Below are 16,760 nucleotides of genomic sequence, written 5' to 3' on the forward strand. Positions count from 1 at the left end.
TTTGTCTTCACTTATTCCATTGGTCATGTTACCTACCTAGCCAAGTCATTCAGCTATGGATACTAATATAAATTAAAAATCCCAATATCATCTTGAAGAAGGTGCGCTGAAATCGCGCATTTTTTTTGATGTGTAAAGCCCTGATCATGGTCAAAAGTCAGTTAAAACCCACAGATTAAACAAAATCCCGCCGACAAAATTTTTTATGCAGAATTTCTCTGTTGTAGACATAGACAGGACTTTCCTAGATTAAAGTCCAACATTATACCAATAGAGAATGCACTAGCCTTGTACTATGGTTTAGAGTAGAATCAGCAACTAAGCTAAAATTTGCCAATGGTGTTTGACCCTGACTTTTTGAATGATAACTCCGAGGACAATCCCAATCAGCTTCTGAACGACCATTTTGAGGAAAATCCTAATCAGTTACTCAAATATTTACAGCATCAGTCTCCTGAAGTTCTCGCCCGTGTCGCCCAGTCCGTCAGCCCGGAAATTAAGCATATAATTTCACAAAATGTCCAAGGGCTAGTGGGAATGCTCCCGGCAGAGAATTTCAACGTGCAAATTACGACAGATAGGGATAACTTAGCTGGGCTTTTAGCATCGGCGATGATGACGGGATACTTCCTCCGCCAGATGGAACAAAGAATGCAGTTAGACCATTTGTCTAATAATCAATAGTCAATCGTCAAACATTTTCGGACGATACATGGATGTTAGTGCGACTTTATCCAAAAAAATGGTGTGAGTTGAGATCAACACTCAAAAGCACAACTACTTAGGGTTTGCTGTTCGCGTAGCGTGCCGGGCATAAAAGTTTTGTCGTGGAGGCAGGGAACGGGGAACAGTTTCAGCTATCTGTCAACCCTTCAAAAACCTTGCACCTAATTTCGGGTTGACCAGCCTCAAACCTTTGATTGATCTGGGTTTTACATTTATTCAGCCAGCCCTACTTATTTTCAGGATAGGAGCCTGATTGCACTTTCAAAGTTTGGATTTTACCATTGCGGTTAATTTCAATTTCTAGGATATCTCCAACTGTGCTGGATTCTATCAGTTTCTGGACTAGGGCTGCTATTTTTACTGGTTTACCGTTGATTTTTTGAATTACGTCTCCAGGAAGCAGCCCCGATTCTTCTGCTGGTGAATTTTCTATGACTCCTGAAATCACGACACCTTTTTTCGGACGAATGTTGAGATTTTTTTCTTGATTCATCTCTCGCCTTGGGGTAGGAGTTAAATCCTTCATTTGAATGCCCAAAAAAGGATGTTCAGCACGTCCTTTTGTATACAGATCATTAGCAATACGAGCAGCAGTTTCAATCGGAATAGCAAAGCCCAAGCCTTGAGCATCGGAACGAATAGCAGTGTTAATGCCAATCACTTCACCTTGGGCATTTAACAAAGGGCCGCCAGAGTTGCCAGGGTTAATGGCTGCATCCGTTTGGATAAAACTGACTCGCTTATCTGGGACACCAACTTGAGCGCTTGTACGGCCTGTAGCGCTGATAATGCCGATAGTCACAGTATTATCTAAACCCAAAGGATTGCCAATAGCGATCGCCCATTGTCCTGGAATTAAATTTTCCGAATTGCCTAACTTAACAATGGGTAGTTGATTTTCAGGAATTTTCACGACGGCGACATCTGTAATCGGATCAACTCCCACCACTTTCCCCTTAAAAGTCCGACCATCTTTGAGAGTGACTTGCACGGTATCTGTATCCGCCACCACATGGGCATTAGTTAGCAATAGACCATTTTCCCTCAAAATAAATCCTGACCCCGTACCACGCTCAATCCGTTCTCTGGGAATTGGTTGCTCATCATCCCCAAAAAAGCGCCGCAAAAGGGGATTTTTCAAAGCGTCTGAGATGGGATTAGGAACTTTGCGAGTAGCGTTAATGCGTACTACTGCCGGGCCGACTTTCTGCACTGCTGAAGCAATAAAATTCAGGTTATCACCCCTAGGCACACCTATAGCTCCCGCCACAGGGCTAGAAACCACAGACTCTGGAGATGATGCCACCGTAACATTTCTTAACTCTTTAAACGAGCGATTGTGTGGCAAAAGATAACTACTACTCAACACACCTGCACCACTACCAATCGCCAGTAGAGATAGATAAATAGCTAGTTGCTTTAAAGATAAATTCATAATCATCAGGTTTAGACAGCAGTGCAGTTGCTAATTTCTAAGTGTAGTCAAGCAAACGCCAAGTGGACAGATAAATTTACATCCAAAAAGACAATATTTTTTCCAAAAAATCGGGATCAGAGTTAAGAGGCAGGGGAGCAGGGCGCAAGGGAGAGTGAGAAATTACTTTAAACTTCCGGTTACTTAACAACCTTTCCTCTTCCCCCCAGCACCCAGCCCCCGTTCCTCTTTTCCTTCGCCTCTTAACTCCCCACAACCCGATTCCCCAATTAAAATCTAAAGTTAGCGCTCTGTTGACTTTTTTTATATGACTTTTCCCTATCGTCTACTTTTGCTCTGTAGCCTTGTTGGTACTGTCGGGTTATCCACATCCCTGAACTCAAACAGCGCCCATGCTGCCCCTAGTTGTCCCACTCCAGCGTTATCTCGCTTCCAACGCCATCAAGTTAATCGTGGTGAAACTTTGGAGAGCATAGCACAGCGTTACAATCTTACGCCCGCAACGTTAATCAACATGAATCCTGCTGTCAGGAACGGAAAGGTAACTGTTGGTAGTGAGCTGCAAATTCCTCCCTACGATGGGTTTGTGGTAGAAGTGTCGAGCGGACAAACTTGGCGAGATGTGGCCAAAAAATATCAAGTTCGTGCTGATACGCTGTTTGAAATCAATGGTTGCCAACAAAACCTCAGCATTGTTTTTATTCCAGACGGAAGTGTTTCACCAAGTCGCTTTATAACAGCTTCTCCCGCACCTGCGGATAGTCAGCCTATATCTATTGCTGGGTATCCTTTGCAAAAAATGGCCTCTGTGTTACTTGCTTATGGCTGGCAAATTAATCCTAGTAACGGTGAGGTGTTTTTTCATAGTGGTATAGATTTGTTAGCTCCTGTGGGTAGTTCTGTACAAGCGATCGCACCAGGAACTATAGTGTTTGCTGAACAGCAGGGAACTTATGGCCAATTAGTCATCGTTAACCACAGTGGCGGTATCCAAAGCCGTTACGCCCATCTGGAAGAAATTAAGGTTTCTGTTGGTCAAAAAGTTAATGAGGGTGACTTACTGGGAACTGTAGGCACTACTGGAGAGCCTACTGGGAATCGGTCACACCTGCATTTTGAAATGCGTTCTAGCTCGGATTTGGGTTGGGTGGCTGAAGATCCTCAAGGTTATCTGAAAAGGTGAGGATTTTAACGCAAAGGGGCGCAAAGGTTAGCGCAAAGGTACGCGGAGGAATTTTAAAAATTTTGACTGGATTTGATTATCTGCATTCCGGCTGCTGCAAATTTTTTAAATGCTGTGTCTGCTTGTTCTGTGTAGTCAACGACACCAGGGACGACTACAGGGGATGTGCAGTCTTCTAGTAAATAAATTTTTTGGCTCAGGGTGCTATCTACTTGTTTAATTTCTGTGAGTAAATCGTCAATTGTCCAAGCAACGCAGTGGCTTTTGGCTTGACCTGCAATAATTACAGCATCAAATTCTAGTAGTTGTTTAATCAAGCGGGTGTTTTTTTGAGCGAGTGGGTTTTGGTTAAAGTCTGTTAAAACTTCTGGACTTAAAACGGAGTAGTTTTCGGTTAAGGCGTTATCTCCTTTGATTTCAAATTGTGTCTGAGTTTGACGCGCAATGCTATGGAAAAATATTGCTGACTCTACTGCTGAAACTAAGGCATGACCAATTCCACCTAACATGGAATGATAAGGCCAAACTGTGAGGGGATATTTACCATTTTGACTGAGTTGTTTAACGTAATGGTAAGCGTGTTTTTTTAATAGTTCATAATTGCCATTGGTGATACTGTGAGCCACTGCTGGGTTAACCTTCCAAATACCTGCTTCTATATCGGCTGGGGTAATGTTAGTTGCGGCTGGGGTAGGATGTTCGCCTGCATCGTTGATCCAAAATATGGGATGAAAAATCTGGGTTGCCGTGTGTGTATCTAATGTGGGAATAATTTTGGTAATTGACCCTAAGTTGTGATAGATAAACTCACATATCCGCCGATTATCATCAACTGCCCCAGTTCCAGATTTACCGCCGACAAATAATTCAAATCCAGGGATACAGAATGTGTTCTGCACATCAATTAAAAGTAAGCAAATATTGGTTTTATCTAAAGCTGCTGGTTGAATATGATATTGTTCTGCCCAAACCTCAGCTGCTGCGGCTATTTCTTGATAGGGTACACGCCACACTTCGCCAACTTTTTCAGCGTTAAAATCAGCAGGAATTGGGAGTTGCGTTTTTATGAGATGATTCATTTTAAATATCCGATTAAATTTAATTATTGGACGGAAAAATTGAGCATTTGAACATAAATTCAATAAAAATATTCCTTCTTTTGAGTCGGTATTCTTCTCGCAGCTTAATTGATTTTATAGTATTGTTTGTCACACAGTAAGCAAGCGATCGCTCCTTAAATCTCATTGTTTATCTTTTCTTTTGCACTCTCTTCGCCCAAAAATACTCTGAATGTGGCAATCTGAGAGACAGAGGCTTTCAATCTGATATTTTAACTACAGCAAATTTACCTAATTAGGTTATGCAAACTCTGCCAACTCCTACAACCATTGACACCACAACAGATCAACCCATCTTTGACACCAAGATTCAGCGACGTAAAACCCGACCTGTCAAAGTGGGGAATGTCACAATTGGGGGTAACTACCCGGTGGTAGTGCAGTCGATGATTAACGAGGATACCCTTGATGTTGATGGTTCCGTAGCAGCGATTCGTCGTTTACACGAAATTGGTTGTGAAATTGTCCGCGTCACAGTGCCAAGTATGGCTCACGCTAGAGTCATGGCGGAAATTAAACAAAAATTAATTAAAACTTACCAAGATGTGCCGATTGTAGCCGATGTACATCACAATGGCATGAAAATTGCCTTGGAAGTCGCCAAGCACATCGAAAAAGTGCGAATTAATCCGGGTTTATATGTGTTTGAGAAACCTAACTCCAATAGAACCGAATATACTAAAGCCGAATTTGATGAAATTGGCGACAAAATCCGCGAAACTCTAGAGCCTTTGGTAGTTACCTTGCGAGATCAAGATAAAGCCATGCGAATTGGTGTAAATCATGGTTCTCTCGCTGAAAGAATGCTATTTACCTACGGCGACACCCCAGAAGGGATGGTAGAGTCTGCTTTAGAATTTATTCGCATCTGTGAATCTTTAGATTTTCGTAACCTAGTAATTTCCATGAAAGCCTCACGAGTGCCGGTGATGATAGCCGCTTATCGGATGATGGCTAAACGCTTGGATGAACTGGGTATGGATTATCCCTTACATTTAGGTGTCACAGAAGCCGGTGACGGTGAATATGGACGCATTAAATCCACAGCCGGAATTGCCACATTACTAGCTGATGGCATTGGTGACACAATTCGCGTTTCACTGACAGAAGCACCAGAAAAAGAAATTCCCGTCTGTTACAGCATTCTGCAAGCTTTAGGATTGCGGAAAACAATGGTTGAGTATGTGGCTTGTCCTTCTTGTGGGCGGACTTTATTCAATTTAGAGGAAGTTTTACACAAAGTCCGGGAAGCTACTAAGCATTTAACTGGATTGGATGTAGCCGTAATGGGTTGCATTGTCAACGGCCCTGGAGAAATGGCAGATGCCGACTATGGTTATGTTGGTAAAACACCAGGTTACATTTCTTTATATCGTGGCCGAGAAGAAATAAAAAAAGTTCCAGAAGCTCAAGGAGTTGAGGAATTAATTAATCTCATTAAGGCAGATGGACGTTGGGTAGAACCGTAAAGAGGCAGGGGAGAAGGGGAACGGGGGCAGGGGGCAGGGTGCAGGGGAGAAGAGGAACGGTTGTTAAGTAACCGGAAGTTGAAAGTAATTTCTAACTCCCCCTTGCTCCCTGCTCCCCGCTCCCCTGCCTCTTCTCCCCGGATTGTCAAGTATTTTAATGAAATTAGTAACATGAGCTTGGTCTGTACAGTGTAACCCTGTGTTAGATTGGGCATACTGACGATATATTCCTCCCTCTGACGCAGCTGTCATTATGGTGATTACAAAAAGTAGACTTGTATTGGGTGCTACGGCCGTGACGCTTTCCACGATTGCTGTCACTAGCCTGGGCATTCACTCTCGAGGTCAGGCTTTATTTAAAGCAAGTCCCAAAGAATTGGTAGACGAAGTTTGGCAAATTGTTCAGCGCCAATATGTAGACGAGACTTTTAATCAAGTCGATTGGCTGGCTGTGCGGAAGGAGTACTTAGGCAAGTCCTACAGTAGTCAGGAAGATGCCTATACATCCATCCGGGAAATGCTGAAAAGGTTGGATGACCCCTACACCCGGTTTATGGACCCAGATGAGTTCAAGAATATGCAGGTGGATACCTCTGGGGAACTCACCGGTATTGGCATCACCATCAGTCAAGATGAAGAAACGAAGAAGATTGTGGTGATTTCGCCCATTGATGATACACCCGCATTTAAGGCGGGCATTTTGGCGAAGGACATCATCATTAAAATTAATGGTAAAAGCACTGAGGGGATGGATACCAATCAGGCAGTATCCCTGATTCGTGGTGAACCAGGTACTAAAATCAACTTGACAATTGAACGGGATGGTCAACCGAGACAGTTCGAGATTACACGCGCCCGCATTGAAATTCATCCAGTCAAATATTCCACACAGTCAACTCCAGCCGGTAAAGTTGGTTATATTCGCCTGAATCAGTTTAGCGCCAATGCCAGCCGGGAAATGCAAAATGCTATTAGAGATTTAGAAAGACAACGGGTATCTGGATATATTCTAGATTTACGTGGTAATCCCGGTGGTTTACTCTTCTCTAGTGTGGAAATTGCGCGAATGTGGCTGGATAGAGGCACAATTGTTTCCACTATTGACCGCCGGGGTGAACAAGAAAGGGAAGTGGCCAGGGGTCGGGCTTTGACGAATAAACCTTTGGTGGTATTAGTTGATAAAGGATCAGCTAGTGCCAGTGAAATTCTTTCTGGAGCTTTGCAGGATAATAAACGTGCCGTGTTGGTTGGTTCTCAAACTTTCGGTAAAGGTTTAGTGCAATCGGTGCGTCCTTTAGAAGATGGTTCAGGTTTAGCGGTAACAATTGCTAAATATCATACTCCCAGTGGTAAGGATATTAATAAGCATGGGGTTGCCCCTGATGTGACCGTAGACTTATCTGATGAACAGCGTGAAGAATTGTGGCTAAAGCAGCGTGAAAAACTGGCTACACTCGCAGACCCTCAATTTGCTAAAGCTGTGGAAGTTTTGGGTAAGGAAATTGCTGCTAAAAGTATAACGAGTTCAGATAAGAAATAGAAATATCATAAATTTTTTTAGGTGTGTTATGGCGTTTTGTCTAACTCACCTTTTTGCTGTGGAGAATAAGAAATGGGAGTGGGGAAAATACAAGCTGCAAGTAAGGATGTATAAATCTTACGGCGTTGCATAATTGGAACACCGAAAAATTTTAGATAATGGAGTAGTCATCCATTAATGAGATAAAAATAAAGGTTCTATCGTACTTGTTATGTTAAATTAAGATTCTAGCAAAGGGAACAGAGAACAGGTATAAAAAAGAAATTTTTCCAAAACATTTAGGATAATCAGTTTGAATTCCTTGTATGGTCAGGATTCCGGCTTTTTTAAAGCAGAGTTAGCATACATAGATACTGAATAACCAAAATAAAACTGCCATGCTATTAACTTTTAAACATGACAGTAATATAATTAGGGTTTGCTGAATAAAGATAAAACCCAGATAAATCGAAGGTTAGAGGCTGATCAACCCGAAAATAGGCGCAAGACTTCGCCGTGAGCGTCAGCTGAACGGTTTTTGAAGGGTGTACCATCAAAAGTGTGAATTTTGAGTTGAATAAATAACTGTTCCCTGTACCCTATTTAAGCTTTAGCTGTCTTTTTTCCTTTCAGCAGTGAAGTAGTGCCAACAGCACTGATAACTAAAACACCTAACATAGCATTAGGTTCTGGAATAGGAGTAATAGCGGTAACACTAACCGCATCTAGATATGTGCCAAAACCGTCAGTTATTTCTAGCCTATTGTCAAAGCTGAGACGAGTAATAGCACTTGTAGCCAGTAGTTTATAAGTAAATATCTGCCATTGTGTATCGGCTAATCCTACACCACTAGCGGAAATAGGGTCGAGTAAAACATCTCCCCATCTAACACTGAGGATATTTTCAGGTATTCCAGGACGTGGTGAAGATGCGAATTGGAGTTTATAAGTTTGACCAATTACTGTTTGTAAATCTTGATAAATAAGAGGTTGACCAACAGCGTCTAATTCTGTAAATTGATTGCCATCAAATGGACTACCAGCTACGTTATTTTGAATCTCGATTCAACCGCCGGATGTACTACTAAATTCAACACTCCATCCAGGAATTGATGAGAAAAGTTCAAAAGTTCCTGTAGGAATATTTGGTTCTTCAAAACTTCCATTAGTAACAAGATTTACTGCTGCCGCAGGTTTAGCATTAAAAGTCAGAGGTAAAATACAAGAAACTAATGCTGTCCCTAGTATCGTGCAGATATTCTGATTCAATTTGAACATTATTTTCTCTACCTAATTTTCAAGGACTTCTTATTCTTAAATTTGTCATACTTTTTACGAGCATAATACCAGAACTTACGTAGTGCAATCTTTTTTTTAATACTTTACATAAAATTTTTATTAATTTCATGATTCCTACATATTGCATAAGTAAGTGGTTCAAATTAAATTTAAAGTAGTTGAGCCTGAAAACCTCGCCCAGCTTAGAAACATCTTTAGTTTAATTGCATTTACTTGCTGAATAGCGGTATAAATTGAGGTAAGCATGGATGGAATGTGCGCGGTGTGGGTTGTCCCATAATTGTAAAAATGGAAGGGAAAGAGGTAAGCAGAATCACATTGGCTGCGACTAATCTCTTGCATTCTCCTGATTGCGGTAAAGTTGGAAATAATCGTGCATCTAGGAGGAAATATTTGTGAAAGCAGTTTTAATGACAGCAGCTGGTAGTCCTGAAGTTCTGCAATTACAGGAAGTGCCAAAACCCACTTTACCTTTAGAAAATACTGGGCTTTTAGTCCGTTTAGTAGCAGCTGGCGTTAACCCCATTGATACAAAACTCCGTCAGCGAGGCACTTTTTACCCTGAACAAATGCCGGCGATTTTAGGCTGTGATGGTGCTGGAATTGTTGAGGCTGTGGGTGTTGGTGTTGAAAAATTTCGCGTAGGTGATGAGGTGTATTTTTGCTATGGTGGTTTGGGCGCACATCAGGGTAATTACTCAGAATATACTGTTGTTGATGAAAGGTATGTAGCCCGTAAACCTGCTTCAGTTTCTTTTGCAGAAGCAGCCGCAGCACCTCTGGTATTAATCACTGCCTGGGAAGCTTTGTATGAACGGGGGAGGTTAGCACCTGGGGAACGGGTTTTAATTCATGCGGGTGCTGGTGGTGTTGGTCATGTCGCGATTCAATTGGCGAAATTTAAAGGTGCTTCTGTCTGCACTACTGTGAGTTCTCAGAAAAAGGCTAATTTTGTCAAAGAACTTGGTGCTGATGAGGTGATTTTTTATCAAGACACAGATTTTGTGAATGCGGTGTTAAATTGGACTGGTGGTGAAGGTGTGGATTTAGCTTTTGATACTGTTGGTGGCGAAACTTTTGACAAAACTTTTCCGGCTGTGCGGGTATATGGCGATATTGTGACGATTCTGGAACCAAAGGCTGATACTGTTTGGAAGGCGGCTCGATTACGTAATCTCCGTATTGGGTTAGAATTAATGCTGACTCCGATGTTGCAAGGTTTGGAAGAAAGTTTGAAGCATCATGGGGAAATTCTCGAACAGTGTGCTGTGTTGATGGATGAAGGGAAGTTGAAAGTTGAGGTTAGTCATCGGTTTCCTTTGGCGGAGGCGGTTCGGGCGCATCAAGTTTTGGAGTCTGGTGGGATGATTGGTAAGGTTGTGCTATTGATGAGTGATGAGTGATTGAATTTTTTTTTAAACGCAAAGGGGCGCGGAGGTCAGCGCAAAGGGGCGCGGAGGTCAGATTTTGTTTGTCTCTGCGTTGGGTTGGTATGTATGTCTGCGTTATATTGGCTTGGCTTTTCTTTTCTTTACCTGCTGGGGCTACCCAAACCCAGCCAGAACGCATTCCTTTAAGTCTGGAGTTGTTACAGGAACGTTTGCATACTCCGATAATTCGTGAGGGCAATTTGACTGTGGATTTACGGGAGATGGTGATTGATTTACGACCGGAAAATACTGAGTTTAGAGATAATTTTTATCAGGTGCTGCGAAAGGAGTTACAAAGGTCTGGGACAAAGCCTTTGGGTTTAGATTTGAGTAATTCTCTGATTCAGGGGAATTTTGTGGGTAGTGATTTGGGTTTGAGAACTCCTCTTTACGCGCCGGTGATATCTGGTGAGGAGTTGGGAACTGTGTATGCTCCTCTTTTGACTAGTAGCGAACAGGAACAACTTGCACACTTGCGTTCTGTTTGTTTACAGTCTTTAGCTATGGCTTTACCTAATTCTAAGGACTGTCGCGCCCTTTTGGAAAGTCAGCCGAATAAATCTAGTGAAATTAATATTTTTCGTGGTTCTTTAATTCTGGTAAAAACTCGCTTCACTGGGGAGGTACAGTTCCCGAATACTTTCTTTTTTCAGCCTGTGAATGCTAAAAATGCTATTTTTTTACAACCAACTAACTGGATGGAAACTCGATTTAGTCGTTCTGTGCGCTTCACTGGGGCTAGTTTTCGGGAATTGAGTAATTTTAAAACGAGTGTTTTTTTTGAGCAGGTTAATTTTGAGCAGGCGCAATTTCAGGACAAGGCTGATTTTCAAGATAGTACTTTTGAAGAGGCTACGAAATTTAATGAAGCTAGTTTTAAGCAATCAGCTAAATTTAATCGGGCGCAATGGCGAGGAAATATTGATTTTTCTAATGTCCACTTTACTGGTGCTGCACAATTTACGAAGGCAAATTTTCATCAGTATGTTTTTTTTACAGAGGCTATTTTTGATCAAACTGTAAATTTTCGAGAAACTATTTTTAATCAAGCTGTAAATTTACATGGTGCTAGTATTTTTAACCAAGCCGATTTTAGTGATGCGCGGTTTGCTAAAGCGGCTTTTTTAAATGTCCCTGGTTTAATTTTTAATTCTAACCAAGGGAAAATTTTAGGCAATCCCGGCGAAATTGGCAAGATGTTTCGTGTTCCGACTTCCCAAGGTAATCAAAATATTTTGCGAAATTTGGGGCAGAATTTTCGTCAACAGCAGCAAATAGCGGATGCTAATCAGTTGGAATATACAAAGCAAAAACTACGATTGCGGGAATTAAGTCATCGTTTGATGGATAGGAATATTAATAGTGCAACTCGCAAAACTTTGATTAATGTGGGTTTGAGTGCAGCTCAAGCAGATGCGATCGCACGTCGTCGGATGACAGAACCATTTCGCAATAGCAGTGAACTATTAAGTTTAGCAGATATCGATTTAGAAACATACAACCAACTGAGCGATCGCTTGGTGATTGCTGAACCTCTTTCCCCTGGTGTCTGGTTATTACAAGCTGCAAGGTGGTTGGCTTTGAGTGTACTATTGTTGCTGAGTGGCTATGGTACCAGTTTTTGGTTAGTGTTTGGCGTGGGCGGAGTAGCGATCGCTTATTTCGGCGGTTTATTTTGGCTTGTGGATCGCTATCGCCGTTTACATCCAGTAGCAATTATTCCTACATACAATGAAACTATGTGGATGTTCACTGGCTTCAGTATTTTAACCCTCTTGAGTTTATTAGCTATTTTTCGTAATTCTGAACAACCTTGGCTAACTCTCGTTTGTCTGTTAATAATTATTGTCCCCTTACCGATAACTTTATTAATCCGACTTTATCAACAAGGACGCTATCACGATTTAATGGATATTTCTTATTTCACAGAAGACGGTACTTTCCGGCAATTACGCTTATTAATTGGGCGATTGCCAGTCATTCCAAGATATCAAATGTTTCGAGAAAGATATATGCATTTGTTGTGGAATCGCCATTGGAACTGGCTGAATTACTACGATTTTAGTTTGAACAATTTAGTCAGGCTAGGATTTAACGATATTCGCCTGCGAGATGAACATTTACCAGGTATTATCGCCACACTGGCTTGGTATCAATGGAGTTTGGGTATACTTTACATTACCCTAGTCTTATGGACTCTTTCTCGCACCATTCCCGGATTAAATTTATTAATTTATCTCAAGTAATGTGCAGCATCAAACTGAAATAAATTACTTCATCCATAGATATAAGATAAATCCCTTACTAGGGGTAGTGTTACGCAATCTGCGATGGGTGCAAAATTAACATTATAGTTTAGCTGTGTTTTACCCCAGAAAACATTTATGATTGACCATATTGGGATTAACGTTAGTGACTTTGAGCATAGCAAAAATTTTTATGCCGTTGCCTTAGCTCCACTGGGATACGAGTTAGTCAAAGAGTATGATCACAGCACAACTGGGATTAAATATGCAGCTGGTTTTGGCAAAGATGGAAAAGCTGACTTTTGGATTGTTGATGGGGAAGTCAACATTCCACAAATTCACGTAGCTTTTACAGGTGAATCGTGCGAAAAGGTTAACGCTTTTTATACAAATGCGATTAATGTAGGTGGTAGAGATCATAGCCCACCAAGTTGGCGATCGCATTATTATTATTCCCACTACTATGGAGCGTTTGTTTTAGATCCAGATGGCCACAACATTGAAGCAGTATGTTATGGAATGTCATCATCAGTAATGTAAAAATCAATGAATTGGCGGGAGCAATTGCAGCAGGTGTGATTCTGCTTGCTTCTTTTTCTTCTATCCAATTTTAAAATTTTTTGTTGCTTTTATCTGTTGTCAGGAGAAATTGACGCAGCTGTTCGATAATCATTTCAGTCCCGATAGGTTCATTTAAACCGTTCCAAAGATCAATACCTCCGCCAAAAAAAGTATGAACAGAGAGGGCTGATGTTGTAGAGTTATAATCTTCCAAAACAAAAACTCAAAAGCCATACACAGCCGATGTTCGACATACTAGCACTGTTGGAGTGCCTACTACCAAAAATAGAAAGTGATAACGATGCGGCAATTGAATCAGATGATCATCGCTTTTGTTTAAATTGATTGAACTAATACAGCATGGAGTCAATAAACCGACTATTATGTGGAATAATTGATTTAATCCATTTTATCCAACACTAGGCAAGAATATTGGCTTAAATCGGTTTGATGTGATTTTTACCTCATATTCCTTGATAAATTAGCATATTTAGTGTTTGATTTGACTGAATTTTTAGAGAATATTTAGTAAATTTACGAATAGTATAGTGAGAATTACTTGTAGCTCAAAAACGCTACAGTTACTACAGAACATAGTTATTGCCCTTCAGAAAAAAAATTAGTGGACACTTTTGAGTGACTCACTACGTCACCTATCTTACTGTGTTAATTTTGCTTCGGTTTCTCGAATGCAAAAATTCGCTGTGCATGGAACAAACAACTAACGACCAACAAACAAACCCTTTAGTAAGCATAAATGTTAGTAGATGATATGACTAGTAAATTTGATTACGCAAGAATATGGCAGGTGTGGAGCGCTAACAGATTATTCCAGACGATAAAATTACCTTTCATGATGCGATCGCTTCGCAGCACTAAAGCACACGCTACGCGATCGCTCAAGAGTTTCTTTCCAATTCTTGCCTTCATATCATTTATTACAGCACTGCTACTGAATAATTTTAGTCCCGTCATGGCACAGCTACCGCGTCAAGAGATTCGCGGAGTTTGGATTACCAACAATGATTTCAACATCCTCAGAGATCGTGCCAAAGTCCAATCAGCCATGACTCAATTACAAGAGCTAAACTTCAACACCATCTATCCCGTGGTGTGGAATTCTGGTTATGTGATGTATCCTAGTGCCGTGGCACAACGGGCAGGTATTCAACCTTTCGTCTTTCGGGGTTCAGATGGACATGATATTCTCGAAGACTTAATTACCCAAGCCCATCGTCGGGGACTGTTGGCAATTCCCTGGTTTGAATTTGGTTTCATGGCTCCCCCAACCTCAGAACTGGCGTTGGAACACCCACAGTGGTTGACACAAAAGCGGGATGGTAGCCAAACTTCCATTAGTGCAGCTGGTGAAGTTGTCTGGCTCAATCCCTTCCTTCCTGAAGTGCAGCAATTTATCACTAATCTCGTAGTGGAGACTGTGACTCAATATAATGTCGATGGCATTCAATTTGACGATCACATGAGTTTGCCCCACGAATTTGGTTACGATCCCTACACCATTCGTTTGTACACCCAAGAAACCAAGAATCGTCCCCCCAATAATCCCAATGATCAGGCATGGGTAAAGTGGCGGGCAGATAAAATCACAGCCTTTATGGTGCAACTCAACCAAGCTGTCAAAGCCAGAAAACCCAACGCGATTTTCTCGGTTGCCCCCAACTATTATGACTTTGCTTATAAGTTTCAACTCCAAGACTGGCTGGCTTGGATGCGGCAAAACATTGTAGACGAGTTAATTGTGCAGATTTATCGCCCCGATTTGGAAAGCTTCGTGTCTAATATTTCCCGCAGAGAAATTCAAGAAGCCCAACAAATGATTCCCACGGGCATTGGTGTAATGACGGGTTTACGAAATCGACCTGTTTCTATCCAACAAATTAAGGCTCAGGTAAGGGCTGCCCAAGCACGGGGTTTAGGTGTCACCTTCTTTTACTACGAAACACTGTGGGACTCTGCCCCAGAACCTGCAAACAAAAGGATAGCGGGATTTAAAAGTCTCTTCCCGGTTCCCGCGTTGCGTTCGGCCTTGCGGTCAGGGAACTAGGTAATGAGTGCTGAGTCGGGAAAGTTATGAGTACGTTTCTTGCCCCCTGCCCCCTGCACCCTGCCCCCGCACCCTGCCCCCTGCCCCCTGCACCCCCGCACCCTGCACCCTGCCTCTTCTATCCCAAAAACAGCTTATATGCAGGGTTTTGGCTTTCATCCCAATAGCGATAGCCAAGGGTATCTAGAAATGCTCGCCACTCCTCCATTTCTTGGGGGGGTACTTGCATTCCTACCACAATTCGCCCATAATCTGCCCCATTGTTGCGGTAGTGAAACATACTGATATTCCAGTTGGGACTCATGGAACCAACAAATTTCATTAATGCGCCAGGACGTTCAGGAAATTCAAACCGATAAAGCAATTCGTTATGCGCCAAAGGAGAATGCCCACCAACCATGTGCCGCAGGTGTAATTTTGTTAGTTCATCATCTGTTAAGTCAATGGTTTTGAAACCACAATTTTCAAAGGATGCCAACATTTTTCCTGCGTCGGCACGGTTTTGGATTTGCACACCTACGAAAATATGAGCTTCTGTTTCATCAGCAATGCGATAATTAAACTCGGTGAGATTGCGTTGAGCAATACATTCACAAAACTTCCGCAAACTGCCCTGTTTTTCAGGAATGGCCACTGCAAAGATAGCTTCCCGACGTTCCCCAAATTCGGCGCGTTCGGCGACAAACCGCAAACGGTCAAAGTTCATGTTAGCACCGCAAGCCACCGCAATTAAGGTTTGTCCTGCGATTTGTTCTCGTTCGGCGTAGGCTTTGGCCGCTGCGATCGCTAAAGCACCAGCTGGTTCTAAAATTGATCGTGTATCCTCAAACACATCTTTAATCGCCGCGCAGGTATCATCTGTATCAACTAGAATAATTTCATCTACATAGTTCTGACACAAACGGAAAGTTTCTTCTCCCACTTCCCGCACCGCCACCCCATCAGCAAATAAGCCCACCTGAGACAACCGCACCCGATGTCCAGCTTTCAGAGATTGAGACATGGCATCAGCATCCACAGGTTCCACACCGATAATCTTAATTTCAGGACGCAAGCGTTTTACATAAGCCGCAATTCCCGAAATTAATCCCCCACCACCAATAGCCACGAAAATTGCATGGATGGGTTGTTGGTATTGGCGCAAAATTTCCATCCCAATTGTCCCCTGTCCTGCGATCACATCAGGATCATCAAAAGGATGAATAAAAGTTAGTCCTTTTTCTGCCTCCACTTCACGGGCATAAGCATAAGCATCATCGTAGGTATTTCCATGTAATAGCACCTCTCCCCCCCTGGCTTTGACTGCATCTATTTTCACCTGGGGAGTAGTCACCGGCATGACAATAATCGCTCGTGTTCCTAGCCGACTAGCAGCCAGGGCGACACCTTGGGCATGATTTCCCGCAGATGCCGCAATCACACCCTGCGCCAGCAATTCAGGTGAAAGATTGACCATCTTGTTATAAGCACCCCGCAGCTTAAAAGAAAACACGGACTGCATATCCTCTCGCTTCAGCAATAGTTGATTATTCAGTCGTTTGGAGAGGTTAGGGGCATACTCCAGTGGTGTTTCCTGGGCAACATCATATACACGGGCAGTCAGAATTTGTACCAAGTAGTCGCAATACATGGGGTTAACAAGTAGACCAATTTGGGATGGATTGTTAATTTTACCGTTATTCGGTGTACCTGTTTTGCAGACATCGTTT

The 16,760-nt window shown here is 42.2% G+C and carries 13 protein-coding genes; 8 read left to right on the plus strand and 5 right to left on the minus strand.

Features of this window, described 5'->3' with window-relative positions; all coding sequences use genetic code 11:
* The first annotated feature begins 336 nt into the window (after window positions 1–336).
* Window positions 337–684 carry a DUF760 domain-containing protein gene (locus tag VB654_RS15245; RefSeq protein WP_323214628.1) on the plus strand — a complete coding sequence of 116 codons (348 nt, stop codon included), beginning with the start codon at window positions 337–339 and terminating at the stop codon, window positions 682–684.
* 268 nt (window positions 685–952) lie between these two features.
* On the opposite strand, the gene VB654_RS15250 is transcribed toward VB654_RS15245, so the two are convergent.
* Window positions 953–2,161: an HhoA/HhoB/HtrA family serine endopeptidase gene (locus VB654_RS15250; RefSeq protein ID WP_323214629.1), complete on the minus strand. Its 1,209-nt coding sequence runs from the start codon at window positions 2,159–2,161 to the stop codon at window positions 953–955.
* 307 nt (window positions 2,162–2,468) lie between these two features.
* On the opposite strand from VB654_RS15250, the gene VB654_RS15255 reads away from it, so the two are divergent.
* Window positions 2,469–3,344, plus strand: coding sequence for a M23 family metallopeptidase (locus VB654_RS15255; protein ID WP_323214630.1), 876 nt, complete (start codon window positions 2,469–2,471; stop codon window positions 3,342–3,344).
* A 53-nt stretch (window positions 3,345–3,397) separates the two neighbouring features.
* Here VB654_RS15255 and VB654_RS15260 read toward each other — a convergent pair whose 3' ends face one another.
* Window positions 3,398–4,423: an isochorismatase gene (locus VB654_RS15260; RefSeq protein ID WP_323214631.1), complete on the minus strand. Its 1,026-nt coding sequence runs from the start codon at window positions 4,421–4,423 to the stop codon at window positions 3,398–3,400.
* A 281-nt stretch (window positions 4,424–4,704) separates the two neighbouring features.
* Here VB654_RS15260 and ispG point away from each other — a divergent pair, with 281 nt between their 5' ends.
* Window positions 4,705–5,931, plus strand: coding sequence for a (E)-4-hydroxy-3-methylbut-2-enyl-diphosphate synthase (gene ispG, locus VB654_RS15265; RefSeq protein WP_323214632.1), 1,227 nt, complete (start codon window positions 4,705–4,707; stop codon window positions 5,929–5,931).
* Window positions 5,932–6,184: 253 nt separating this feature from the next.
* Window positions 6,185–7,471 carry a carboxyl-terminal processing protease CtpC gene (ctpC, locus tag VB654_RS15270; RefSeq protein WP_323214633.1) on the plus strand — a complete coding sequence of 429 codons (1,287 nt, stop codon included), beginning with the start codon at window positions 6,185–6,187 and terminating at the stop codon, window positions 7,469–7,471.
* A gap of 1,044 nt (window positions 7,472–8,515) precedes the next feature.
* Here ctpC and VB654_RS15275 read toward each other — a convergent pair.
* Window positions 8,516–8,728, minus strand: a complete 213-nt coding sequence (locus VB654_RS15275) for a hypothetical protein (protein ID WP_323214634.1) — start codon at window positions 8,726–8,728, stop codon at window positions 8,516–8,518.
* Between the two features lie 416 nt (window positions 8,729–9,144).
* On the opposite strand from VB654_RS15275, the gene VB654_RS15280 reads away from it, so the two are divergent.
* From VB654_RS15280 to VB654_RS15290, 3 genes are all read left to right on the plus strand, one after another.
* Complete coding sequence (locus VB654_RS15280) at window positions 9,145–10,152, plus strand: zinc-dependent alcohol dehydrogenase family protein (protein WP_323214635.1); 1,008 nt, start codon at window positions 9,145–9,147, stop codon at window positions 10,150–10,152.
* Entirely contained in the window at window positions 10,149–12,425 is a 2,277-nt protein-coding gene (locus VB654_RS15285; RefSeq protein WP_323214636.1) for a pentapeptide repeat-containing protein, read from the plus strand. The genes VB654_RS15280 and VB654_RS15285 overlap by 4 nt, the downstream gene beginning before the upstream one ends.
* 138 nt (window positions 12,426–12,563) lie before the next feature.
* Complete coding sequence (locus tag VB654_RS15290) at window positions 12,564–12,965, plus strand: VOC family protein (protein WP_323214637.1); 402 nt, start codon at window positions 12,564–12,566, stop codon at window positions 12,963–12,965.
* A 70-nt stretch (window positions 12,966–13,035) separates the two neighbouring features.
* Here the strand turns inward: VB654_RS15290 and VB654_RS15295 are convergent, their stop codons facing one another.
* A complete protein-coding gene (locus VB654_RS15295; protein ID WP_323214638.1) occupies window positions 13,036–13,200 on the minus strand; it encodes a hypothetical protein in 165 nt (54 codons plus the stop codon).
* Between the two features lie 639 nt (window positions 13,201–13,839).
* Here VB654_RS15295 and VB654_RS15300 point away from each other — a divergent pair.
* Window positions 13,840–15,051 (plus strand): glycoside hydrolase family 10 protein, encoded by a 1,212-nt coding sequence (locus tag VB654_RS15300; RefSeq protein WP_416235689.1) that lies wholly within the window; start codon window positions 13,840–13,842, stop codon window positions 15,049–15,051.
* A gap of 118 nt (window positions 15,052–15,169) precedes the next feature.
* On the opposite strand, the gene ilvA is transcribed toward VB654_RS15300, so the two are convergent.
* Complete coding sequence (gene ilvA, locus VB654_RS15305; RefSeq protein WP_323214640.1) at window positions 15,170–16,681, minus strand: threonine ammonia-lyase, biosynthetic; 1,512 nt, start codon at window positions 16,679–16,681, stop codon at window positions 15,170–15,172.
* Window positions 16,682–16,760 lie beyond the last annotated feature (79 nt).

This window comes from Nodularia sp. UHCC 0506, assembly GCF_034931045.1.
Taxonomy (GTDB): domain Bacteria; phylum Cyanobacteriota; class Cyanobacteriia; order Cyanobacteriales; family Nostocaceae; genus Nodularia.